The following is a 22,731-nucleotide window of genomic DNA, read 5'->3' on the forward strand; positions in this document are numbered from 1 at the left end:
ACCTCGCTCCCCCGCAAATGAAAAGTCCTTTTTGCGCTTTTTTTCAAAAGGTTGGCTAGCCCCGTCGAGAACTGCCGTCGTGCTCCCCGCTTAGTAGAATAGGGGCACACGGATAGGGAGAACGACGATGCCGCTGATCTTGGGAATGAGCATGCTGCTGGCGTGCCAGATGTTGGGGGAACTGCTGGCCAGGGGACTGGCGGTGCCGATCCCGGGGCCGGTGATCGGCATGGTGATCCTGCTGGTGGCCCTGCTGGTGCGTGGCAAGGTGCCGGATAGCCTGAGGGCCTCGGGCGAGGGGCTGCTGCGCTATCTGACGCTGCTGTTCGTGCCGGCCGGCGTCGGGGTGATGGTGCACGGGGCGCTGATCGGCCGCGACATTCTGCCGATCCTGGTGACGCTGGTGGTCTCCACCGCGCTGACGCTGGGCGTCACGGCCTGGGTGCTGTCGCGACTTCAGGGCCGCCTGGGCCAGGGAGGCCGCCGATGAACGTCGCTCGCCTCGACCAGCTTTGGGTCTACCTGTCGGGCAATCCGCTGCTGTCGCTACTGTTGACGCTGGTGGCCTTCACTCTGGCGGTGCGGATCAACAAGATGCTGGGCGGCACGCCGCTGTTGCATCCCGTGATGCTGGCGATTGCCCTGCTGATCGGCAGCCTGCTGCTGCTGGACATGGATTACGCCACCTATTTCGAGGGCGCCCAGTTCATCCACTTCCTGCTGGGGCCGGCCACGGTGGCGCTGGCCATTCCGCTGTACGATCACCGCGAACGGGTGCGGCGCCTGCTGGTGCCGCTGCTGCTGGCCTGTGTGACCGGCATCGTGACGGCCGTGGCCAGCACGCTGGGGCTGGCGCTGGTGCTGGGGGCGCGTCACGAGACGCTGATGTCGCTGGCGCCGAGATCGGTGACGTCACCGATCGCCATGGGCATCGCCGAACAGATCGGCGGCATTCCGTCTCTGGCGGCGGGACTGGTGTTGCTGACCGGGGCTATCGGCTGCGCGCTGGGGCCGGTCATCTTCCGGCTGCTGCGTATCCAGGATCCCGCGGTGCAGGGTTTCGCCATGGGGCTGGCGGCCCATGGCTTCGGCACGGCTCAGTCGTTTGCACGGCTGGGCGCGGTGGCCGGTGCCTTCTCGGGGCTGGCGATGGGCATCACGGGACTGTTGACGGCCTTCCTGCTGCCGCCGCTGGTGCATCTGCTGGGACTGAGCTGATCGCCGAGGCGAGGGCGCCGCAGGGGGCAAGGAGTTCCGCGCGCTGGCCGATCAGATCTCTTCCCAGATCCGCTGGCGGAAGTCCTCTGAGAGCTCGGCGACCTTCTCGAGCCGCTGCCAGTGGACCTGGGCGACATCCTGCATGAGCCGCTGGTAGCACTCGTGGAGCTCGTGCGGATGCGCTTCGCCGCTGTAGCAGCCGGCCATGCGCTCGCCGCTCTCCGCCAGCGCGCGCAGGCACTCGGCCTCGAACTGCATGGCCTCGGCCAGGCTCTCCAGCCAGGCGAACTGCATCCGGGCCAGGGGCGTCGTGCCTTGCGTCAGCTGCTGGGTCCACCATTGGAGCATGGCATCGCTGGCGGGAGGGAGGGCGCTGGTGGTCTCTCCCGTTGACTGGGTCATCTCGAACCTCCCGATCTGTGCGCTGAAGGATGGTGCAACGCCATCCGCTGCCGTCGCTGTCACCCCCGTAGTATAGGCCCTCGCTGCGCCCTCGCTGCGCCCTCGCGTGCGCCGAGCGGGCTTTCCCTTTTTTCCCTGATGCAGGTCAGGGAGTGCGCATATCGGCGATCCCTGGTCTACGGTCTAGGAGTGAGTCGGTCAGTGGGAGCATGTTCATGTGGCGGGTCATCGCGTCGGTGCTGGCGGCCTTCTTCGGGGGTTCAGAAGGAGGCGCGGCGCCAGGAGGATTTCTCCAGAGGCGGGGCGGGGCCCTTCATCGTGGCGGGCGTGGTGCTGGCGATCGTGCTGGTGGTTCTGATCGCCCTGGTGGCGATGCTGGCGGCTCGCTGAGGAATCCGGACTGCGTTGAAGGGGGCGTTGGGTACGGGAGATGGCGCCCGCGGGTCATGCGACAACGGAGTCCTATACTCGATCCAGGCGTGGTGGATACACGTCGACGTTCAGGAGGAGGCGATGCGGATGCGCAAGCGGCTCGTATGGACGGCGAGCGGAACGGCCATGGGCGTTCCGGTGTCGGGGGCCCTGGCCAGCGGCTGGAACATGCCGGTCGGCGTCACCGATCTCAGCCGGGACATCCATGGCCTTCACATGGCCATCTTCTGGATCTGTGTGGTCATCGGCATCGTGGTCTTCGGTGCACTCTTCTACTCGCTTTTCCGCTATCGCCGCTCCCGTGGCGCCAAACCATCGGCCTTTCATGAGCACACCACGGTCGAGGTGATCTGGACGATCGTGCCGCTGCTGATTCTGGTCGTGATCGCGATCCCTGCCACGGCGACGCTCAAGTCGATGTACGACGCCTCCGACGCCGATATGGAGGTGATGATCACCGGGCAGCAATGGCGCTGGCGCTATGAATATCGTGGCGAAGAGGTGTCCTTCATCTCCAGTCTGGCGACCCCTCGCGAGCAGATCGCCGGCCAGCAGGAAAAGGGCGAGCACTACCTGCTCGAGGTCGACCGGTCGCTGGTGCTGCCGGTCGACCGCAAGGTGCGCTTGCTGCTGACCTCCGACGATGTGATCCATTCCTGGTGGGTGCCGGAACTCGGCGTCAAGCAGGATGCCATCCCGGGTTTCGTCAATGAGAACTGGGTGCGCATCAACGAGCCGGGCATCTATCGCGGCCAGTGCGCCGAGCTGTGCGGTCGCGACCACGGTTTCATGCCGGTCGTCGTCGAGGCGGTGGAGCCCGAACGTTTCGATGCCTGGCTGGCCGAGCGCCAGGCCGAGGCCGCCGAGGCCGCCATGGGGCTCGATAGGGAGTGGGCCATGGACGAGCTGATGGCGCGTGGCGAGCAGGTCTACGGCACCATCTGCGCCTCCTGTCACCAGCCCGATGGCAGCGGCAACCCGCCGGTGTTCCCGGCCCTGGCCGGCAACCAGGCGTTGCTGGATGACCGCGAGCGGCACATCGAGACGGTGATCGATGGCATTGCGGGCAGCGCCATGCCGGGCTTTGCCAACACGCTGGATCCGGCGGAGATCGCCGCCGTGATTACCTACGAGCGCAACGCCTGGGGCAACGAGGCCGGCGACACTGTCCAGCCCTCGGCGATCGCCGAGCGACTCGCCGACTAGGCACGCTGGCGGTCCTTCTTTCGACGGGCGCCTCCCCGAGGCGCCAACCAGGGGGAACCACGATGGCTTCGCACCTGCCTCCCAAGTCGACCACGCAGCACAGCCAGCCCACCTCCGCGGGGGTGGCCGCCGAGCCGCACTCGCCACCGGGTGGACTCAAGCGCTGGCTGCTGACCACCAACCACAAGGACATCGGCACGCTCTACATGCTGCTGTCGCTGGCGATGTTCTTCATCGGTGGCCTGTTCGCCATGGTCGTCCGCGCCGAGCTGTTTCAGCCGGGTCTGCAGCTGGTCGAGCCCGAATTCTTCAACCAGATGACGACCATGCACGGGCTGATCATGATCTTCGGCGCGGTGATGCCGGCCTTCGTCGGGCTCGCCAACTGGATGGTGCCGCTGCAGATCGGGGCACCGGACATGGCGCTGCCCCGGCTCAACAACTTCAGCTTCTGGCTGCTGCCGGTGGCCTTCACGCTGCTGCTGTCGACCTTCTTCATGCCCGGCGGGGCGCCCAACTTCGGTTGGACGTCCTACGCGCCGCTGTCCACCACCTATTCGCCACCGTCCACCACCTTCTTCATTCTCTCGCTGCACCTGGCCGGCATCAGTTCGATCCTCGGGGCGATCAACATCATCGCCACCATTCTCAACCTGCGGGCGCCGGGCATGCGGCTGATGGACATGCCGCTGTTCGTGTGGACCTGGCTGATCACCGCCTTCCTGCTGATCGCGGTGATGCCGGTGCTGGCCGGGGTGATCACCATGATGCTGATGGACATCAACTTCGGCACCAGCTTCTTCAACGCCGCCGGCGGCGGCGACCCGGTGCTGTTCCAGCATCTTTTCTGGTTCTTCGGCCATCCGGAGGTCTACATCATGATCCTCCCGGCCTTCGGCATCGTCTCGGTGATCATCCCGACCTTCGCGCGCAAGCCGCTGTTCGGCTACGCCTCCATGGTCTACGCGACGGCGTCCATCGCCATCCTGTCGTTTTTGGTCTGGGCGCATCACATGTTCACGGTGGGCCTGCCGCTGGTGGCCGAGCTGTTCTTCATGTACAGCACCATGCTGATCGCGGTGCCGACCGGGGTGAAGGTCTTCAACTGGGTGACCACGCTGTTTCGCGGCTCCATCACCTTCGAGCCGCCGATGCTGTTCGCCCTGGCCTTCGTGGTGCTGTTCACCATCGGCGGCTTCTCCGGGCTGATGCTGGCCATCTCGCCGGCGGACTTCCAGTACCACGACACCTACTTCGTGGTCGCGCATTTCCACTACGTGCTGGTGCCCGGCGCGGTGTTCGCGATCATGGCCGGCGTCTATTACTGGCTGCCCAAGTGGACCGGCCACTACCCGCACCTGCGACTGTCCCAGTGGCACTTCTGGCTCTCGGTGATCGGCGTCAATCTGACCTTCTTCCCCATGCATTTCGCCGGGTTGGCCGGCATGCCGAGACGGATCCCCGACTACGCGCTGCAGTTCGCCGACTTCAACATGATCACCAGCATCGGCGCCTTCCTGTTCGGGCTGTCCCAGCTGCTGTTCGTGGTGGTGGTGGTGATGTGCGTGCGCGGCGGCGAGAAGGCGCCGGCCCGTGCCTGGGATGGCGCCGAGGACCTGGAGTGGACGGTGCCGAGCCCGGCGCCCCTGCACACCTTCGAGACGCCGCCGGAGTTCGTGCCCCGGCAGCACTGAGCCGTCTCTCGGCGGAGGAGATCGCACATGAGCGGTGGAAGCTACTACGTTCCCCCTTCCAGCAAGTGGCCGGTGCTGGCGTCGCTGGCGCTGGGGGCGATGATGGTCGGCACCGGCACGCTGCTGGTCTTCGGGGTGGTCGGCATGCCGGTGATGGTGGTCGGCCTGCTGGCCGTGCTGGCGGTGATGACGCTGTGGTTCCGGGACGTCATCCATGAGTCGCGCGGTGGACTCTACGATGCCCAGATGGACCGCTCCTTCCGCTGGGGCATGGGCTGGTTCATCTTCTCGGAGGTGATGTTCTTCGCAGCCTTCTTCGGCACGCTGTTCTATGTGCGCACCTTCGCGCTGCCGTGGCTGGACGGGGAGGGCGCCAAGGGCGTGGCGGCCCTGCTGTGGCCCGACTTCACCGCCTCCTGGCCGCTGCTCGAGCCGCCGGGCGAGGGCATCGAAGGGCCCCGTGATGTGCTGTCGCCCTGGCAGTTGCCACTGGTGAATACCCTGATCCTGGTCGGTTCCAGCATCACCCTGACGGTGGCTCACGAAGCGCTCAAGGAGGGCTATCGCACCACGGCGCGACACTGGCTGGCCGGCACCGTGCTGCTTGGGCTGTGTTTCATCGTCGTCCAGGGCGTCGAATACTACGAGGCTTACGCCCACTACGGTCTCACCCTGCAGGCCGGCATCTACGGCGCCACCTTCTTCCTGATGACCGGCTTCCATGGCCTGCACGTGATCATCGGCACCATCATCCTGATCACCATCCTGGCGCGGGTGGTGCGCGGCCACTTCAGCCGTGACGATCACTTCGGCTTCGAGGCCGCGGCCTGGTACTGGCACTTCGTCGACGTGGTGTGGATCGGGTTGTTCACCTTCGTCTATGTGTTCTGAGTGCGTGTGCTCCGAGCACATTCGCGCCGAGTGCGTCAGCCGAGGCGGCCGACATGGAAGCCGTAGAAGAGCAGGGCCAGCAGCAGCGTCGCCAGGGTGACGCGCAGCTTGAGGGAGACGAGGACGCGCCGCGAGCGGCCGCCGTCCTTGATCAGAAACCCGGCGCCGGCGACGAGGCTCGCCACCATGGCCAGGAAAACGAGGGCGATCAGGGTCTTGAGTAGCATCTCACACTCCGTGAAAGACGCCGTCGCGCGTGGCGGGAACGGCCGTCGGCTGGGGCTCTGGATCCTGTGCTGGAGCCTGGTCGTCGCGCTCGGGCTGGCACTGGGACTATGGCAGTGGCAGCGGGCCGCCGACAAGCGCGAGCTGCTGCTGCGCTACGAGACGGCGCCGCGGCTGGAGGCACCCGTCGCAGCGCCGCCGGACGGCGCCCGGCTGACATTGCGCGGCGAGTACCTCGGCGCAGAGACGCTGTTTCTCGACAATCGCACCCATGGCAACCGTCTTGGCGTGGCCGCCCTCACACCGCTGCGTGACGAGGAGGGGCGACTGTGGCTGGTGCAGCGCGGCTTCCTGGCTACCGGTACCCGCCGGGAGACGCCGTCGGTGGCCACGCCCGAGGGCTCGGTGACGCTCAGCGGACGCTGGCAGGCCGCCGGCGACAGCGCACCGCTGTTCGGGCCGAATCGCGAGGGTCGGCGACTGCAGCGTATCACGCTCTCCGCCTGGCCGGCGCTGGAGGGCTTCGCCCATGCCGGCTGGCTGCATCTGGAACAAGGCCCCGGCCACCTCGAGTCCTGGTGGACGCCCGCGGTGCTGCCGCCGGAGCGTCACCGGGCCTATGCCTTCCAATGGTGGGGTCTGGCGCTCGCCGCGCTGACGGTCATGTGGCTGGGAGGCCGACGCCTGGTGCGAGATCGCGCCCCTTCATCTCTCTCCACGCCCGCCCAAGAGGAGTAAGCCGATGCCCGCCGACGCCCGCGTGTCTCCCGTCTCGTCGCGACTCAAGCTGCTGGCGCTGTTTGCGGTGTTCCTGCTGCCCATGGCGGTGGCCTGGGGCATGGTCGAGTGGCGGCTGGGCATTCCCGAGGGCCGCACCGCCCACGGCCAGCTGACGCCGGACCTGCCGCCGCTCGAGGCCTGGCCGCTCGACGGCATGGCCAGGCAGGGCGCCGACGACTGGGTGCTGGCCTTCGACTGTCCGGCGTCGTGCGACGCCCAGGCCGATCGCTGGTGGCGACTGCATCGGGCGCTGGGACGAGACGCCCATCGCATCAGCCGGCTGCGCCTCGGCGGCAGCGGCGAGACGCTGCCCGGCGCCTCGGCGGCCAGCTGGACGGAAGCGGCATCCTGGCGCTCGCCGGGCCGGCTGTGGGTGTTCGACCCCGACGGCCGCGCGGTGCTGGCCTATGCCCCGGACATCGAGACGGCAAGGGTGCTCGAGGACGTCGAGCTGCTGCTCGAGCGCAATCCCGAACCGCCCATGGCGCGTCTCCAGCCCGAGTGATGGCGGTGAGCGAGCGGTCAGCGAGAAAGGAGGAAGGCGATGCGACTCTTCCAGGCGTCTCCGGCATGGCGAAGCGTGATGCGGCTCAGCCTGGCCGGTACCGGGCTCTGCGCCCTGGTGGTGCTGGTCGGGGCAGCGACCCGGCTGATGGATGCGGGACTCGGCTGTCCCGACTGGCCGGGCTGCTACGGTGCGCCGCTGGTGCCCGATGCCGAGCGGGCCCTGGCGCATAGCCCCCATTGGCCGCTCGAGGCGACCAAGGCCTGGATGGAAATGCTGCATCGGTATCTGGCGGCGGGGCTGATCGCCGTGGCGCTGCTGCTGGCGGCACGCGGTCTGCGCCTGCGTCGCGGTCGTGACGACTATCCCTGGCGGCTGACCCTGGGGTTGCTGGTCACGCTGGCGGTGCAGGGCGCCTTCGGTGCCCTTACCGTGACCTTCAAGCTGTGGCCGCAGGTGGTGACTCTGCACCTGCTCGGCGGGCTGTCGGTGATGGCGATGTTCCTGTGGCTGCACCTGCGGCTGCGCCGGCTGGCGTTCGGGGCTCCTGCGGTGATGCGGCCACGGCGCCTGACACCGCTGTGGCGGGCGACGCTGCTGGCCCTGGTGCTGCAGCTGGCGCTGGGCGGCTGGACCTCGAGCAATTATGCCGGCATTGCCTGCCAGGGCTTTCCCACCTGCAACGGGCGCTGGGTCGAGGCGCTGGACTGGGGCGAGGGCTTCCATCTGACTCAGGCGGTGGGGCCCAGCTATCTCTATGGCCAGCTGCACGCCGAGGCGCGCAGCGCCATCCAGGTGGGGCATCGTCTCGGCGGCGCGGCGCTGCTGGCGTGCCTGCTGGTGCTGGGCTGGCGTCATGGCCGCGATCGCGCGATGCGCCCCTGGCTGGCGCTGGCGGTGGGCACCGGCCTGGCCCAGGCGGCACTGGGCGTGGCCAACGTGCTTATGTGGCTGCCGCTGTGGCTGGCGCTGCTGCACACGGCGGGAGCCCTGTGTCTGGTGGTCAGCCTGTTGCTGGCGGGGTGGCGATGGCGCTGGCCGGTGCCGCAGGTGGCGTCGGCCAGCGCTCCCTCGGCTTACCAGAACAGCGTCACCAGCGGATAGGCCAGCAGGCTGACCAGCAGGGTGCCGATCAGGTTGAGGGCGAAGCCGGCGCGGATCATCGAGCGGATACGCAGATGGCCGGTGGCGAACACGATGGCGTTGGGTGGTGTGGCCACCGGCATCATGAAGGCGCAGCTGGCGGCGATGGCCGCGGGCACGGTGATCAGCAGCGGCGAGATATCCAGCGACACGGCCAGCGCCCCGAGCAGCGGCAGGAACGCCGCCGCGGTGGCGGTGTTGGAGGTCACCTCGGTGAGGAAGATGATCACCAGCACCACCACGCCGATCAGGGCCAGCAGCGGGAAGGCGCCGAAGATCTCGAGTCGCTGGGCGATCCATTCGGCGAGTCCCGACCGGCTGATGGCGCCGGCCAGGGTCAGGCCGCCGCCGAACAGCAGCAGGATGCCCCAGGGGAGCGACTGGGCCGCGTCCCAGGTCATCAAGCGCTCGCCGCTGCCGTCACCCGAGGGCACCAAAAACAGCGCGATGCCGGCGGCGATGGCGATGCCGGTGTCCGACAGCCAGTCGAGGCCGGCCTGGTTGAGCAGCGGACGACACACCCAGGCGAGGGCGGCCAGCAGGAAGATCAGGCCGACGCGGCGCTCGGCGGCGCTGCTGCGGCCGAGCGACGCCAGTTCGCGGCGTACCATGTCGGCACTGTCGTCGCCGCCCGCCAGATGAAAGCGGCGGCGTGTCAGCCACCACCAGGCGCAGATCATCATCGTCACGCTGACCGGCAGACCGACCAGCATCCACTGGGCGAAGCCGAGATCGATACCGCGGCTGTCGGCCAGGTAGCCGGCCAGCAGAGCGTTGGGCGGTGTGCCGATCAGGGTGGCGATACCGCCGATGCTGGCGGAATAGGCGATGGCCAGCAGCAGGGCGGTGGCGTAGCGGGCCAGCTCATCGGGATCGCTGTCGTCCAGCAGGCTGATCACCGACATGCCGATGGGCAGCATCATGATCGCCGTGGCGGTGTTGGAGACCCACATGCTGAGAAAGCCGGTGGCCAGCATGAAGCCGCCGATCTGGCGGCGTGGCTCGTGGCCGACCACGCGCAGCACGTGCAGTGCGATGCGGCGGTGCAGGTTCCAGCGCTGCATGGCAATGCCGAGCAGGAAACCGCCCAGGAACAGATAGATGATCGGGTTGGCGTAGCTCGTGGCGACCTGCTTGATGTCGCCGAGGCCCAGTGCCGGGATCAGCACCAGCGGCACCAGCGAGGTGGCGGGAATCGGGATCGCCTCGGTCGACCACCAGGTCGCCATCAGCAGGGCCAGTCCGGCGCAGGCCCAGGCGCTCTCGCTCATGCCGCCGGGCGGCGGCAGCGTCAGCGTCATCAGCAGCCACAGCGGGCCGAGTAACAGCCCGATGCGGGCCGCGGTGGTGGGATGACTCTCCGAATCGCTCATGCATGGCTCCTTGCCGTGAAGGTCCTGAGGGGGATTGGGGCGTTGCGGGGCAGAGTATAAAATGCGTGTCCCTACCCTTCGATGTCTTCGGGAGCCTGAATGTCCCTTACTACCGCGTTGATCCTGCTGGGCATTGCCCTGGCTATCGTGGCCGGCCTGGCGGCCTATGCCGTGACGCTGTGGCGCGAGGTGCGCCGCCGCAAGGCCTTCCGCGAGGAGGAGCTGCGTCGCGCCCATCAGAACTGCCTGGAGAACCTGGAGCTGGTGGCCTCGGCCCTGCAGCAGGAGCAGGTCGACATCACCGAAGGCGCCTGGCGCTGCAAGACGCTGCTCGACATTCTCGACCCGAGCCTGGTCGAGCGCCCCGAATTTCGTGCCTTCGGCGAGGTGCATGGTCGCACTCGCCACCTGCATACGCACTCCGCGCGTCAGGCGCTGACGCCGAAGGCGCGTTTTCAGGAGGATCGTGAGCGCCTGGCCGTGGAAGACGAAATGCGCGACGCCGTGATCGAGGCGGCGGGCGCGGTGCTGCGATTCCGTCGTGAATGGCCGGCGTCCCTGCACTGATGATGAGGTACTGGGCTCCGTCCGCGTGGAAGAGCGATCGGGCAGACAGCGATTGCATCTGACGATCACCTCCGGCAACCTTGTACAGGTATCGTAGATGGCTGATATGTGGAAGGACGCCGGTGCCATCCTGCGGTGCTTGCTGGCTTAAATCACATTTTCGTGCTTTCTTGATCGGTGTAGGCGAACGCTGTTCGCCGCCGCTGGCTAACACCATCGGACCTCACGAATGGCGTCCCCGAGACGTCCATTCGGATTTGTGTGAAGAAGGAGTCTTACATGAAAAAATCAACGACTGGTTTGCTGCTCGGTTCCGCTCTCGTCGTCGGCCTCTCCGGCTGCGCGAGCTCGGCCTCTCAATCCTCCGGCATGGGCGATAGCGCCTCTTCCGATCGTGCCTGGTACCAGCATCCGGCGGTTTGCGGTCTGGCCGGTGGCCTGATCGGCAGCGGCATCGGCTATGCCTCCTCCAGCGAGTCCGACGAGGACACCGGTGCAGCCGTTGGCGGTACCGCCGGCGCCACCATCGGTGCCCTGCTGTGTGCCGAGCCCAACAAGAAGGCCGAGCCGGCTCCCCAAGACACCGACGGCGATGGCGTGATCGACGCCAACGACCAGTGCCCGGGTACCCCGGCCGGCGTGGCCGTCGATGCCGTGGGCTGCCCGCTGGACTCCGACAACGACGGCGTGCCGGATTACCAGGATCAGTGCCCGGGTACCCCGGCCGGTGCCGAGGTCAACGCCCTGGGCTGCGTCGAGGACCTGGTGCTGCGTGACGTCAACTTCGAGTTCGACTCCGCGACCCTGACCATGGGTGCCGAGAGCATCCTCGACGACGTCGCCGACAAGCTGGTGGCCAACGAGAACGTCCGCGTTCGCATCGAAGGCCACACCGACGCCGTGGGTAGCGACAGCTACAACGAAGACCTGTCCCAGCGTCGTGCCGACTCCGTGGCCGACTACCTGGCCTCCCAGGGTGTCGAGCGTAACCGCATGCGTACCATCGGTTACGGCGAAGCCCAGCCGGTCGCCAGCAACGAGACCGACGCCGGCCGTGCCGAGAACCGTCGCGTCGAGCTGGGCGAGTGGGAGTGATCTCCGACTGAGCCCTTGCCCCGGCCAGCCGGGGCATCTCGCGAGTGAAAGAGGCGCCTTCGGGCGCCTCTTTTCGTTGTGGCGGCATGTTTCGCCGCGACGGCATGGCCTCGTGCCGGCGCCGTCTGCTAGGCTAGGCGCGCTTTCGTAAGCGCTTCCGACGACCATTCTTCTTCTGGCGGCATGTGATCCCTGGTATGGATCACCACTGCGCACAAGGAACTTCTTCATCATGCCCATCGTGACCCTGCCGGACGGCAGCCAGAGAACTTACGACGAACCGCTCACCGTGATGCAGGTGGCCGAGAGCATCGGTACCGGCCTGGCCAAGGCCTGCGTGGCCGGCCGCATCGACGGCGAGCTGGTGGACGCCGCGGACGTCATCGACCATGACGCCGAGGTGGCCATCATCACCGCGCGTGACGAGGCCGGCCTGGAGATCATTCGCCACTCCTGCGCCCACCTGATCGGCCATGCGGTGAAGCAGCTCTATCCCGACGCCAAGATGGCGATCGGGCCGGTGATCGACGACGGCTTCTACTACGACGTCGACTTCGGCCGCTCGGCGACCCCCGAGGACCTCGAGGCCATCGAGCAGCGCATGAAGGCGCTGATCGACACCGGCTACGACGTGGTGCGCGAGTATGTCGATCGCGACAAGGCCATGCTGACCTTCCTGCATCGCGACGAGCCCTACAAGCAGGAGATCGTGCGCGAGATTCCCGATGGCGAGACCATTCGTCTCTACCATCACCAGGAATACACCGACATGTGCCGCGGCCCGCACGTGCCGAACACGCGCCACCTCAAGGCCTTCAAGCTCACCAAGCTGGCCGGTGCCTACTGGCGCGGCGACGCCGAACGCCCGATGCTGACCCGCATCTACGGCACCGCCTGGGGCGACAAGAAGCAGCTCAAGGCCTATCTCAAGCGCCTCGAGGAAGCCGAGAAGCGCGATCACCGCAAGCTGGCCAAGAAGATGGATCTCTTCCACCTGCAGGAAGAGGCCCCGGGCATGGTCTTCTGGCACCCCAACGGCTGGACCATGTACCAGGCGCTGGAACAGTACATGCGCCGGGTGCAGATCGAGCACGGCTATCAGGAGATCAAGACGCCCCAGGTGGTCGATCTCTCGCTGTGGAAGGCGTCCGGTCACTGGGGGCACTACAGCGACCTGATGTTCACCACCGAGTCGGAGAAGCGCGAATACGCGGTCAAGCCGATGAACTGCCCCTGCCACGTGCAGGTGTTCAACCAGGGGCTGAAGAGTTACCGTGATCTGCCGCTGCGCCTGGCCGAGTTCGGCAGCTGCCACCGCAACGAGCCTTCCGGCTCGCTGCACGGCCTGATGCGCGTGCGCGGCTTCACCCAGGACGACGCGCACATCTTCTGCACCGAGGGGCAGATCCAGTCCGAGGCCGAGGCCTTCATCGCGCTGACGCTGCAGGTCTACAAGGAGCTGGGCTTCGAGGACGTCGAGCTCAAGCTGTCCACCCGCCCGGATGACTTCATGGGCGAAGCCGAGCTGTGGGATCGCGCCGAGGCTGGGCTCGAGGCCGCGCTGAACAGCACCGGCCTGGACTGGGACCTCCAGCCGGGCGAGGGCGCCTTCTACGGGCCCAAGATCGAGTTCTCGCTGCGTGACTGCCTGAACCGCGTCTGGCAGTGTGGCACCCTGCAGCTCGACTTCAACCTGCCGGGCCGCCTGGGCGCCCAGTTCGTCGACGAGCACGGCGAGCGCAAGACGCCGGTCATGCTGCATCGTGCTATCCTGGGCTCCTTCGAGCGCTTCCTCGGCATCCTCATCGAGCACTACGCCGGGGCCATGCCGCTATGGCTCGCGCCGGAGCAGGCCGTGATCCTCAACATCACCGATTCGCAGCGGGATTTCGTCGAAAATCTCGAACGCCGCTTGCAGAAAATCGGCATGCGCGTCAAGGCGGACTTGAGGAACGAGAAGATCGGCTTTAAAATTCGCGAGCATACGTTGCAGAAGGTCCCCTATCTCCTGGTGGTGGGAGATAAGGAAGTCGAAGCCGATTCCATCGCCGTGCGCACCCGCACCGGCGAAGATCTCGGCACCATGACGGTGGAGACCTTCATCGACAAGGTGCTGGCCGAACGGTTATAACGACATCTTCCAAGACTGAAGTGGAGACGGAACCATCAAGCGAAGCAACCCCAGAGGGCGTCCGCAGGACAAGCGGCCCCCGATGAACGAGCGGATTACCGTAGACGAAGTTCGCCTGATCGACAGCGACGGCGAGCAGCTCGGCGTCATGCCGACTCGCGATGCCCTGGAGCGCGCGGAATCCGCCGGTATGGACCTGGTCCAGATTTCCAATGCCGATCCGATCGTCTGCAAGATCATGGATTACGGCAAGTTCGTCTTCGAGCAGAAGAAGCAGAAGGCGGCTCAGAAGAAGAAGCAGAAGCAGATTCAGGTCAAGGAAGTCAAATTCCGGCCTGGCACCGACGAGGGCGACTATCAGGTCAAGATGAAGAACCTGACGCGTTTCCTCGAAGGTGGCGACAAGGGCAAGGTCACGCTGCGCTTCCGCGGACGCGAAATGGCCCATCAGGACCTCGGTCGTAAACTGATGGAACGGATCGCCGCCGATCTCGAAGATCTCGGTACCGTGGAGTCCTTCCCGAAGATGGAAGGGCGGCAGATGATCATGATCATTGCCCCCAAGAAGAAGTGATCCGACGGCCCGTCAAACGGATGGCCGGCGTCTAGCCGGCCATTGGCCCCGGATTTTCTCAAAAACCTCGAGCGGAGTGTATTCTCATGCCGAAAATCAAGAGCAACAGCGGCGCTGCCAAGCGCTTCAAGAAGACGGCCAACGGCTTCAAGCACAAGCAGTCGTTCCGCAGCCACATCCTGACCAAGAAGTCCACCAAGCGTAAGCGTCAGCTGCGTGGTATGAAGCAGATCCACGACGCCGACAAGCAGCTCGTGCAGCGCATGCTGCCGAACCTGTAATCCTTGGTAGACCATTTTAAACGTCAGGAGTAAGCCATGACTCGCGTCAAGCGTGGTGTCGTCGCACGTCGTCGTCACAAGAAGATTCTCAGCCAGGCCAAGGGTTACTACGGTGCCCGTTCACGCGTCTTCCGCGTTGCCAAGCAGGCCGTCATCAAGGCCGGTCAGTACGCCTACCGTGACCGTCGCCAGCGCAAGCGTCAGTTCCGCGCCCTGTGGATCCAGCGCATCAACGCCGGTGCCCGTCAGCACGGTCTGTCCTACAGCCGCTTCGTCGGTGGCCTGAAGAAGGCCGGCATCGAGATCGACCGCAAGGTCCTAGCCGATCTGGCCGTCAACGAAAAGGCTGCCTTTGCCGCTATCGTCGAGAAGGCCAAGGCTGCCCAGTAAGTGATCTCGTGATGGCATGGTGGGCTCTCCGTGGGCGCGCCATGCCACGGATCGTCGCAGGGGAAGAGCAGCCGCTCTTCCCCTGTTTTTTTGGCATGTGACCCCCTGATCAAGACATCGGAGCACAACGGATGGACCACCTTCCCACTCTGGTCGCCGAGGCCCGCGACGCCGTTCAGGCCGCCGAGAGCATGGCCGCCCTGGACGAGCTGCGGGTGCGTTACCTCGGCAAGAAGGGCGAGATCACCGCGCTGCTCAAGGGACTCGGCAAGCTGCCCCCCGAGGAGCGCCCGGCCGCCGGCGAGCGCATCAACGAGGCCAAGCAGGCCCTGTCGCAGGAGATCGACGCTCGCCGCCAGGCCCTGGAGAAGGCCGACCTGGAAGCGCGTCTGGCCGCCGAGCGCCTCGACGTGACCCTGCCCGGCCGCGGCCAGCCCAGCGGCGGCCTGCACCCGGTGACCCGCACCCTGGAGCGCATCGAGGGACTGTTCACCCGCGTCGGCTTCGACGTGGCGGTCGGCCCGGAGATCGAGGACGACTACCACAACTTCGAGGCCCTCAACATTCCCGCCCATCACCCGGCGCGGGGCATGGCCGATACCTTCTACTTCGACGCCACCCGGCTGCTGCGCACCCATACCTCGCCGGTCCAGGTGCGCACCATGAAGGATCAGGAGCCGCCGATCCGCATCGTCTGCCCGGGCCGCGTCTATCGCAGCGACTCGGACCTGACCCACACCCCGATGTTCCACCAGGTGGAAGGGCTGCTGGTCGACGAGGACGTGCGCTTCTCCGACCTCAAGGGCACCGTCGAGGACTTCCTGCACGCCTTCTTCGAGCGTGACGACCTCTCGGTCCGTTTCCGCCCGTCCTACTTCCCGTTCACCGAGCCCTCCGCCGAGGTCGACATCGAGTGCGTGATGTGCAGCGGCGACGGCTGCCGCGTGTGCTCGCACACCGGCTGGCTCGAGGTGATGGGCTGCGGCATGGTGCACCCCGAGGTGTTCCGCCACGCCGGCATCGACAGCGAGCGCTACAAGGGCTTCGCCTTCGGCATGGGTGCCGAGCGCCTGGCCATGCTGCGCTACGGCGTCAACGACCTGCGGCTGTTCTTCGACAACGACCTGCGTTTCCTCAAGCAGTTCGCCTGATCGACCACCGACTACGCGGAAACAGGAACTGACATGAAATTTTCCGAACAGTGGCTGCGTGAATGGGTCTCCCCGGCGCTGGCGACCCAGGCACTGGCCGACCAGGTCACCATGGCCGGCCTCGAGGTCGATGCCATCGAACCGGTGGCGGCCGAGTTCACCGACGTGGTGGTGGCCGAGGTCGTCGCCCGCGAACAGCACCCCGACGCCGACAAGCTCAACGTCTGCCAGGTCGAGGACGGCAGCGGCGAGCGCGTCCAGGTCGTGTGCGGCGCGCCCAACGTCGACGTCGGCCAGAAGGTGCCCTTCGCCCGGGTCGGCGCGGTGCTGCCCGGCGACTTCAAGATCAAGAAGGCCAAGCTTCGCGGCGTCGAATCACGCGGCATGATCTGCGCCTCCTCCGAGCTCGGTCTCGAGGAAGACGCCTCGCCGGGCATCCTGGTGCTGCCGGCCGACGCGCCGGTGGGCGAGGGCGTGCGCGATTACCTGGGCCTGGACGACCACACCATCGAGGTCGACCTGACCCCCAACCGCGGCGACTGCCTGAGCGTCAAGGGCATGGCCCGTGAGGTCGGCGTGCTCAACCGCCTGCCGGTCGAAGGCCCGGCCATCGCGCCGGTGGCGGCGAGCCACGACGAGACCTTCCCGGTGCGCGTCGAGGACGCCGACTGCTGCCCGCGCTACCTGGGCCGGGTGATCAAGGGCGTCGACGCGACCGCCGAGACGCCGCTGTGGATGGTCGAGCGCCTGCGTCGCAGCGGCATTCGTGCCATCGACCCGGTGGTCGACGTCACCAACTACGTGATGCTCGAGCTCGGTCAGCCGCTGCATGCCTTCGACCGCGCCAACCTCAACGAGGCCGTGGTGGTGCGTCGCGCCCGCGAGGGCGAGCGGCTGGTGCTGCTCGACGGCCAGGAGATCACCCTGAGCGCCAGCACCCTGGTGATCGCCGACGAGCGCGGCCCGCTGGCCATCGCCGGCGTGATGGGCGGCGAACACTCCGGCGTCGGCGCCGAGACCCGCGACATCTTCCTCGAGTCGGCGCACTTCTCGCCGCTGGCGGTGGCCGGACAGGCCCGTTCCTATGGCCTGCACACCGACGCCTCCCACCGCTTCGAGCGCGGCGTGGACCCAGCGCTGGCCCGCGAGGCCGCCGAGCGCGCCACCGCGCTGCTGCTGGAGATCGTCGGCGGCGAGCCCGGCCCGCTGGTCGAGGTGGCCGACGCGGAGCGCCTGCCCGGCGACCGCGAGGTGCTGCTGCGTCGCGAGCGCCTGGACCAGGCCCTGGACAAGGTGCTCGACGGCGAGGAAGTCGGCGAGATCCTCGAGCGCCTCGGCCTCGCGGTCGAGAGCGTAGAGGCGGGCTGGCAGGCGCGCATGCCGAGCTGGCGCTTCGATCTGGCCATCGAGGAAGACCTGATCGAGGAAGTGGCGCGCATCCACGGCTACAACCGCCTGCCGGTGCGTCGTCCCCAGGCCCGCCTGGGCCTCGAGCCCGATGTCGAGGCCCGCACGCCGCTGGCCCGCCTGCGCCACCAGATGGTCGCGCGCGGCTACTTCGAGGCGGTGACCTACAGCTTCGTGGCGCCGGAGCTGCAGTCCACGCTGCTGCCGGAAGCCGTCTCTCCGACGCTGGCCAACCCGATCTCCAGCGACCTGTCGGTGATGCGGGCGAGCCTGTTCCCGGGCCTGGTGCGTGCGCTGCAGCACAACCTCAATCGCCAGCAGACACGGGTGCGTCTGTTCGAGACCGGCCTGGTATTCCGCGGCGAGCTGGACGGCCTGCATCAGGTGCCGATGCTCGGCGCCCTGGTCTGCGGCGCCCGCGATCCGGAAGGCTGGAACGGCGGCAAGGACAAGGTCGACTTCTTCGATCTGAAGGGCGACCTGGAGACCCTGCTGGCCATGGGGGGCGAGCCCGAGGCCTGGCGCTTCGAGCCGGCCGAGCATCCGGCCTTGCATCCCGGCCAGTGCGCGCGGGTGCTGTACCGCGGCGAGGAGGCCGGCTGGATCGGCACCCTGCACCCGGCGGTGCGCGCCGAGCTGGGGCTGAAGGTCGATGCGGTGCTGTTCGAGGTTCGCCTCGAGGCGCTGACCCAGGGCCAGGTGCCGGCCTTCGCGCCGCTGTCGCGCTATCCCGAGGTGCGTCGCGACCTGGCCTTCCTGGTCGACGCCGAGCGTCCGGTCCAGGCGCTGCTCGACACCGTGCACGCCCAGGCCGGCGAATGGCTGGTGGATGTGCGCCTGTTCGACGTCTATCAGGGCAAGGGCGTGGCCGAGGGTCGCAAGAGCGTCGCCCTGGGCTTGACCTGGCAGCATCCTTCGCGCACGCTAAATGACGAGGAAATCAACCACTTGGTCGATGCCATCGTCGAGGAGTCGCGGCTGCATCTGGGCGCCGAGCTTCGCGCATGAGGGATTCCGGGCTCGACCAGCAGCGAGAGGGAAGCGACATGGGGGCGTTGACCAAGGCCGAACTGGCCGAACATCTGCACGCCGACCTCGGTCTCTCCAAGCGTGAGGCCAAGTCCATGGTGGAAGCCTTCTTCGAGGAGATCCGCGCCTGCCTGCGTGAGAACGAGCAGGTCAAGCTGTCGGGCTTCGGGAACTTCGACCTCAGGGACAAGAGCGAGCGGCCGGGCCGGAACCCCAAGACGGGCGAGGAGATTCCGATCTCCGCCCGGCGGGTGGTGACCTTCCGGCCGGGTCAGAAGCTCAAGACGCAGGTCGAGGAGTACCATCCCGAGGAGGGCTGACCCCGCCTCCTTCATGCGCTACGCCGACGCCACCCTCCGGGGTGGCGTCGGCTTTCTTGTGCCTGTCGGGACGGCCGCTAGAGGGCGCCGCGTTCCAGCCACCAGGTGATCACCACCTTGAGCACGTAGCCCAGCATGCCGGCGCCGAGCACCACGAACAGCATCAGGGTGCCGAAGCGCCCGGCCTTCGACTGTCTGGCCAGATCCCAGATGATGAAGCACATGAACAGCATCAGGCCGCCGATCATCAGGGGGGTGATCCAGGCTTCGAAGGTGTGGGTCATGAGGGCTCCCGGAGAGAGGGTGACGGGAGCGTCATTATACGGCCTGGCTCCCTGACCCGCAGGGGCGCAAGGGTGCGGCCTTGCCGGCGGCCGTGTTAAAATCCGATCAAATTTCTCAGGCAAATCCACGACATGCCCAAGCTCAAGATATTCGTCGGCACCATGTACGGCGGTGCCCTGGATGTGGCCGAGCAGGTCCAGCCGCTGTTCGAGGACGCCGGCTACGAGGTCGAGATCTTCGACCAGCCGACCCTGGCCGATCTGACCGATACCCCCACCGATCTGGCGCTGTTCTGCGTGTCCACCACCGGCAGCGGCGACGTGCCGGGCAACCTGGTGCCCTTCGTGCGCGAACTGGACGCCCAGAGCCCCGGGCTCACCGAGCTGCGCTACGGCATGATCGCGCTCGGTGACGGCTCCTACGTCGACTCCTTCTGCGGCGCCGGCCGCTCCCTCGACGAGCAGCTGCAGGGGCAGGGGGCCACGCGGCTGGGCGAGCGCCTCGAGATCGACGCCATGGAGACCTTCATGGCCGACGACGCGGCGATTCCCTGGGTCGAGGAGTGGATCACCACCCAGCAGCTGAAGGTGGCCTGATGGGCGCGACCTCTAGCCCGGAGCGGCTCAGCCTTCTGGTCGGGCTGGCGGTGATGATGGCGGCGACCCTGCCGCGCTATCTGATCGGTGGTCATCAGACGCGCCTGATCCTGTTGGCATTCGCCATCGTCGCGGTGCTCGGCGTGGCGCTGGCCCAGTGGCGTCTGCTGGCCGCCGAGGCCCGCGCCAGGCTGCCGGCGCTGCTGCGCCGTCTGGTGGTCTTCCTGGTGGTGGGGCTGGTGGCGATGGCGGTCTGGCAGGGGCTCGTTGCCGGCTGGAGCGGCTGGGCGCTGCTGGCCTCCCACGGCACCACCCTGGGGCTGCTGCTGCATGCGCTCGGCATCTGGCTCAGGCCGCTGCGAGACTGAACGCCTGCCACGTCAGACGAAAGAGCCCCGCCGGCGGATGCCGGCGGGGCTTTTCGTTGGACGCTTCGCTGGGGTCAGCTCAGCGTGTAGCAGGGCTTGTATTCGCCGGCCAGCTTCATGCGGCCCTGGGCGACGAAGGAGTTCAGCAGCTCGTCGAGCCTGGCCATCAGTTCGGGCTCGGCGTTGAGGCGGAAGGGGCCGTGGGCCTCGATCAGCCGGATCCCGCGTTCCTTGACGTTGCCGGCGACGATGCCGGAGAAGGCCCGGCGCAGGTTGGCGGCCAGCTCGTGCACCGGCTGCTCGCGATGCAGGGCCAGGCCGGCCATGCTCTCGTGGGTCGGGTCGAACGGTGCCTGGAAGTCGCGGGCCACGGTGAGGCGCCAGTTGTAGTAGAAGGCGTCCTGGCGCTGGCGGCGATACTCGGCGACGCCGTCGACGCCCTTGCGCATGGTCCGCGCCACCTCGATCGGGTCGTCGATGATGATGGTGTAGAGCCGGCGCACGGATTCGCCGAGGGTGTAGACCAGGAACTCGTCGATGCGCCTGAAGTAGTCGGCGGAACCGGCGGGGCCGGTGAGGATCACCGGGAGCTCCATGTCGGCGTTGTCCGGGTGCAGCAGGATGCCGAGCAGGTAGAGGATCTCCTCGGCGGTGCCGACCCCGCCGGGGAACACGATGATGCCGTGGCCGAGGCGCACGAAGGCCTCGAGGCGCTTCTCGATGTCCGGCATCACCACCAGTTCGTTGACGATGGGGTTGGGCGCCTCGGCGGCGATGATGCCGGGTTCGGACACGCCCAGGTAGCGGCCCTCGGTGCGGCGCTGCTTGGCGTGGGCCACGTTGGCGCCCTTCATCGGCCCCTTCATGGCGCCGGGGCCGCAGCCGGTGCAGATGTCCAGCTCGCGCAGCCCCAGGTGATAGCCGACGTGCTTGGTGTAGTCGTATTCCTCGCGGGAGATCGAGTGACCGCCCCAGCACACCACCATGCTCGGGTCGCGGCTGGGGTGCAGGGTGCCGGCCTTGCGCAGGATGTGGAAGACGGCGTTGGTGGTGCCTTCGCCGGTGGTCAGGTCGAACCGCTGGTGGGTCTGGATCTCGTTGTAGACGTAGACGATGTCGCGCAGCACCGAGGAGAGGTGCTCGCGGATGCCGCGGATCATCTTGCCATCGACGAAGGCCTCCGCCGGGGCATTGGTCAGCTTGAGGCGAACCCCGCGGTCCTGCTGGATGACCTCGATGTCGAAATCGGAGTAGGTCTCCATCAGCGCCAGGCCGTCGTCGGTCGGGTTGCCGGAGTTCAGCACGGCCAGGGCGCAGCTGCGCAGGAGCCCATGAAGCCCGCTGCGGGAGGTATCGTGCAGCCGGTTGACCTCATGCTGAGAGAGGATCTCGAGGCTGCCTTCCGGGGAGATGATGCTGGAAATGGTATTGGCCATGCAGCGCGTCCGTGTCACTGGAAAGGGAGCGGCGGTGTCCGATCGTGCCTGGCCTTCGCTTGCCGGCGCGTCGGATCGCGCCTGGTGGGCGGCTCGCGGCCGCCTGCCTCGATGCTAACACGCCCCCGCGCAAGGCGCAGCGCTGCGCGCTTCCGGGCGAGCTGGTAGAATGTCGATGTCCGGTCCCTGTGGTCAAGATGTCTTCCGCCATGTTCAATGCCCTGTATTTCCGTACCTTCATCACCCTCGTCGAGACCGGCAGCTTCACCCGGACCGCCCAGCGTCTGGAGATGACACAGCCCGGGGTCAGCCAGCATATCCGCAAGCTGGAGCGCTATCTGGACAAGTCGCTGCTCGACCGCCAGGGACGGCGCTTCGCGCTGACCGAGGCCGGCCGCCGGGCCTATGACTACGCGCTCAAGCTGTTCGCCGAGCACGAGCAGTTCCGGCATTCGCTGGACGACGAGAGCCTCGACAGCGGCGAATGTCGCATCGCCTCGCCGGGCAGCGTGGGGCTGATGTTCTATCCCTTCATCCTCGGCCAGCAGCAGATGCATCCTGGGCTGACGGTGAGCTACAGCTTCGCCTTCAACCACGAGATCGTCACGGACGTGCAGGCCGGCCGGCATGATCTCGGCATCGTCACCGAGGCGGTTCGCCATCCCGAGATCGACTGCGAGGCCTGGCATCAGGAGCCGCTGTGCCTGGTGGTGCCGGCGGACTTCACCGGCACCGGCCTTGCCGACCTGATGGCGCTGGGCTTCATCGGCTATGCCGATGGGGTCAATCGCGCCGGCGGCGTGCTGCGCCAGAACTTCCCCGGGGAGTTCCGCTCGATGAGCCACTTCCCGCGCCAGGGCTTTACCAACGAATCCAGCATGGTGCTCGACGCCGTGGCACGGGGGCTGGGCTTCACCGTGGTGTCGCGGCTGGTGCTCGAGACCTCACCCTGGCAGCGCCAGGTACGCGAGCTGACGCTGCCGCACCCGGTGCAGGAAACGCTCTACCTGGTCACCCGGCGCGGCATGCGCATGCCCCGGCGCTATACCCGCCTGCTCGAGGCGTTCCGCGAGCATCGCCATCACGAACGCTATGGACACGGCGAGCCCGGCCTTGCCGATCTCGGTGAGGTGCCGGGCGAGGGCGCCGGATAGTCGCTCGGCCGACGCGGCGCCGTTTCCCATCGACGGCCCCATCCCCTGATGTGACATCCCCGCAAACGACAAGCGCCC

General features: G+C 67.1%; 26 protein-coding genes. 21 read left to right on the top strand and 5 right to left on the bottom strand.

Annotation, left to right across the window (positions count from 1 at the left end):
• Positions 1 to 127: 127 nt before the first annotated feature.
• Together UYS_RS0207110 and UYS_RS0207115 are read left to right on the top strand one after the other, a co-directional pair.
• Positions 128 to 490, top strand: coding sequence for a CidA/LrgA family protein (locus UYS_RS0207110; RefSeq protein ID WP_016854814.1), 363 nt, complete (start codon positions 128 to 130; stop codon positions 488 to 490).
• Positions 487 to 1,218, top strand: coding sequence for an LrgB family protein (locus UYS_RS0207115; RefSeq protein WP_016854815.1), 732 nt, complete (start codon positions 487 to 489; stop codon positions 1,216 to 1,218). The genes UYS_RS0207110 and UYS_RS0207115 overlap by 4 nt, the downstream gene beginning before the upstream one ends.
• Positions 1,219 to 1,269: 51 nt before the next feature.
• Here the strand turns inward: UYS_RS0207115 and UYS_RS0207120 are convergent, their stop codons facing one another.
• A complete protein-coding gene (locus UYS_RS0207120; protein WP_016854816.1) occupies positions 1,270 to 1,620 on the bottom strand; it encodes a hypothetical protein in 351 nt (116 codons plus the stop codon).
• A 138-nt stretch (positions 1,621 to 1,758) separates the two neighbouring features.
• On the opposite strand from UYS_RS0207120, the gene UYS_RS17940 reads away from it, so the two are divergent.
• From UYS_RS17940 to UYS_RS0207135, 4 genes are all read left to right on the top strand, one after another.
• Positions 1,759 to 2,010 carry a DUF2970 domain-containing protein gene (locus UYS_RS17940; protein WP_083868095.1) on the top strand — a complete coding sequence of 84 codons (252 nt, stop codon included), beginning with the start codon at positions 1,759 to 1,761 and terminating at the stop codon, positions 2,008 to 2,010.
• Positions 2,011 to 2,139: 129 nt separating this feature from the next.
• On the top strand, positions 2,140 to 3,258 hold the full coding sequence (gene coxB / locus UYS_RS0207125; RefSeq protein ID WP_040478127.1) for a cytochrome c oxidase subunit II: 1,119 nt from the start codon (positions 2,140 to 2,142) through the stop codon (positions 3,256 to 3,258).
• A 62-nt stretch (positions 3,259 to 3,320) separates the two neighbouring features.
• Positions 3,321 to 4,952 (top strand): cytochrome c oxidase subunit I, encoded by a 1,632-nt coding sequence (gene ctaD / locus UYS_RS0207130; protein WP_016854818.1) that lies wholly within the window; start codon positions 3,321 to 3,323, stop codon positions 4,950 to 4,952.
• Between the two features lie 27 nt (positions 4,953 to 4,979).
• Positions 4,980 to 5,843 carry a cytochrome c oxidase subunit 3 gene (locus tag UYS_RS0207135; protein ID WP_016854819.1) on the top strand — a complete coding sequence of 288 codons (864 nt, stop codon included), beginning with the start codon at positions 4,980 to 4,982 and terminating at the stop codon, positions 5,841 to 5,843.
• Positions 5,844 to 5,878: 35 nt separating this feature from the next.
• On the opposite strand, the gene UYS_RS0207140 is transcribed toward UYS_RS0207135, so the two are convergent.
• Positions 5,879 to 6,070 (bottom strand): DUF2909 family protein, encoded by a 192-nt coding sequence (locus UYS_RS0207140; RefSeq protein WP_016854820.1) that lies wholly within the window; start codon positions 6,068 to 6,070, stop codon positions 5,879 to 5,881.
• Positions 6,071 to 6,080: 10 nt separating this feature from the next.
• Here UYS_RS0207140 and UYS_RS0207145 point away from each other — a divergent pair, with 10 nt between their 5' ends.
• Genes UYS_RS0207145 through UYS_RS0207155 form a run of 3 tightly spaced genes read left to right on the top strand, consistent with a single transcriptional unit; the run spans position 6,081 to position 8,457 of the window.
• Entirely contained in the window at positions 6,081 to 6,806 is a 726-nt protein-coding gene (locus UYS_RS0207145) for an SURF1 family protein (RefSeq protein ID WP_016854821.1), read from the top strand.
• A gap of 4 nt (positions 6,807 to 6,810) precedes the next feature.
• A complete protein-coding gene (locus tag UYS_RS0207150; RefSeq protein ID WP_016854822.1) occupies positions 6,811 to 7,353 on the top strand; it encodes a hypothetical protein in 543 nt (180 codons plus the stop codon).
• A gap of 39 nt (positions 7,354 to 7,392) precedes the next feature.
• Positions 7,393 to 8,457 (top strand): COX15/CtaA family protein, encoded by a 1,065-nt coding sequence (locus tag UYS_RS0207155; RefSeq protein ID WP_016854823.1) that lies wholly within the window; start codon positions 7,393 to 7,395, stop codon positions 8,455 to 8,457.
• Here the strand turns inward: UYS_RS0207155 and UYS_RS0207160 are convergent.
• Positions 8,430 to 9,869, bottom strand: a complete 1,440-nt coding sequence (locus UYS_RS0207160) for an SLC13 family permease (RefSeq protein ID WP_016854824.1) — start codon at positions 9,867 to 9,869, stop codon at positions 8,430 to 8,432. The genes UYS_RS0207155 and UYS_RS0207160 overlap by 28 nt on opposite strands.
• Positions 9,870 to 9,968: 99 nt before the next feature.
• Here UYS_RS0207160 and UYS_RS0207165 point away from each other — a divergent pair, with 99 nt between their 5' ends.
• The 9 genes from UYS_RS0207165 (at position 9,969) to UYS_RS0207205 (ending at position 18,814) form a co-directional block, all read left to right on the top strand.
• Positions 9,969 to 10,436: a DUF2489 domain-containing protein gene (locus tag UYS_RS0207165; RefSeq protein WP_026068402.1), complete on the top strand. Its 468-nt coding sequence runs from the start codon at positions 9,969 to 9,971 to the stop codon at positions 10,434 to 10,436.
• A gap of 279 nt (positions 10,437 to 10,715) precedes the next feature.
• Positions 10,716 to 11,531 (top strand): OmpA family protein, encoded by an 816-nt coding sequence (locus tag UYS_RS0207170; protein WP_026068403.1) that lies wholly within the window; start codon positions 10,716 to 10,718, stop codon positions 11,529 to 11,531.
• Positions 11,532 to 11,763: 232 nt separating this feature from the next.
• A complete protein-coding gene (thrS, locus tag UYS_RS0207175; protein WP_016854827.1) occupies positions 11,764 to 13,662 on the top strand; it encodes a threonine--tRNA ligase in 1,899 nt (632 codons plus the stop codon).
• Positions 13,663 to 13,696: 34 nt separating this feature from the next.
• The gene (gene infC / locus UYS_RS0207180; protein WP_083868096.1) at positions 13,697 to 14,236 is read left to right on the top strand and encodes a translation initiation factor IF-3; all 540 of its coding nucleotides are present in this window, start codon (positions 13,697 to 13,699) and stop codon (positions 14,234 to 14,236) included.
• Between the two features lie 86 nt (positions 14,237 to 14,322).
• Entirely contained in the window at positions 14,323 to 14,517 is a 195-nt protein-coding gene (rpmI, locus tag UYS_RS0207185; protein ID WP_016854829.1) for a 50S ribosomal protein L35, read from the top strand.
• Between the two features lie 36 nt (positions 14,518 to 14,553).
• Complete coding sequence (rplT, locus tag UYS_RS0207190) at positions 14,554 to 14,907, top strand: 50S ribosomal protein L20 (RefSeq protein WP_016854830.1); 354 nt, start codon at positions 14,554 to 14,556, stop codon at positions 14,905 to 14,907.
• A gap of 131 nt (positions 14,908 to 15,038) precedes the next feature.
• Positions 15,039 to 16,058 carry a phenylalanine--tRNA ligase subunit alpha gene (gene pheS, locus UYS_RS0207195; RefSeq protein WP_016854831.1) on the top strand — a complete coding sequence of 340 codons (1,020 nt, stop codon included), beginning with the start codon at positions 15,039 to 15,041 and terminating at the stop codon, positions 16,056 to 16,058.
• A gap of 33 nt (positions 16,059 to 16,091) precedes the next feature.
• Entirely contained in the window at positions 16,092 to 18,473 is a 2,382-nt protein-coding gene (pheT, locus tag UYS_RS0207200; RefSeq protein WP_016854832.1) for a phenylalanine--tRNA ligase subunit beta, read from the top strand.
• 38 nt (positions 18,474 to 18,511) lie between these two features.
• Entirely contained in the window at positions 18,512 to 18,814 is a 303-nt protein-coding gene (locus UYS_RS0207205; RefSeq protein WP_016854833.1) for an integration host factor subunit alpha, read from the top strand.
• Positions 18,815 to 18,891: 77 nt separating this feature from the next.
• Here UYS_RS0207205 and UYS_RS0207210 read toward each other — a convergent pair whose 3' ends face one another.
• Positions 18,892 to 19,098: a DUF2788 domain-containing protein gene (locus UYS_RS0207210; protein ID WP_016854834.1), complete on the bottom strand. Its 207-nt coding sequence runs from the start codon at positions 19,096 to 19,098 to the stop codon at positions 18,892 to 18,894.
• Positions 19,099 to 19,230: 132 nt separating this feature from the next.
• Between UYS_RS0207210 and UYS_RS0207215 the strand changes: the two genes are divergently transcribed.
• Positions 19,231 to 19,695, top strand: a complete 465-nt coding sequence (locus UYS_RS0207215; RefSeq protein WP_016854835.1) for a flavodoxin — start codon at positions 19,231 to 19,233, stop codon at positions 19,693 to 19,695.
• Positions 19,695 to 20,063: a hypothetical protein gene (locus UYS_RS0207220; RefSeq protein WP_016854836.1), complete on the top strand. Its 369-nt coding sequence runs from the start codon at positions 19,695 to 19,697 to the stop codon at positions 20,061 to 20,063. Before UYS_RS0207215 ends, UYS_RS0207220 begins: the two co-directional genes overlap by 1 nt.
• Before the next feature lie 74 nt (positions 20,064 to 20,137).
• Here the strand turns inward: UYS_RS0207220 and ppnN are convergent, their stop codons facing one another.
• Entirely contained in the window at positions 20,138 to 21,499 is a 1,362-nt protein-coding gene (ppnN, locus tag UYS_RS0207225) for a nucleotide 5'-monophosphate nucleosidase PpnN (protein WP_016854837.1), read from the bottom strand.
• A 209-nt stretch (positions 21,500 to 21,708) separates the two neighbouring features.
• Between ppnN and UYS_RS0207230 the strand changes: the two genes are divergently transcribed.
• On the top strand, positions 21,709 to 22,653 hold the full coding sequence (locus tag UYS_RS0207230) for a LysR family transcriptional regulator (RefSeq protein ID WP_016854838.1): 945 nt from the start codon (positions 21,709 to 21,711) through the stop codon (positions 22,651 to 22,653).
• Positions 22,654 to 22,731: the final 78 nt, after the last annotated feature.

The organism is Halomonas smyrnensis AAD6 (assembly GCF_000265245.1).
In the GTDB taxonomy this organism is placed as follows: domain Bacteria; phylum Pseudomonadota; class Gammaproteobacteria; order Pseudomonadales; family Halomonadaceae; genus Halomonas; species Halomonas smyrnensis.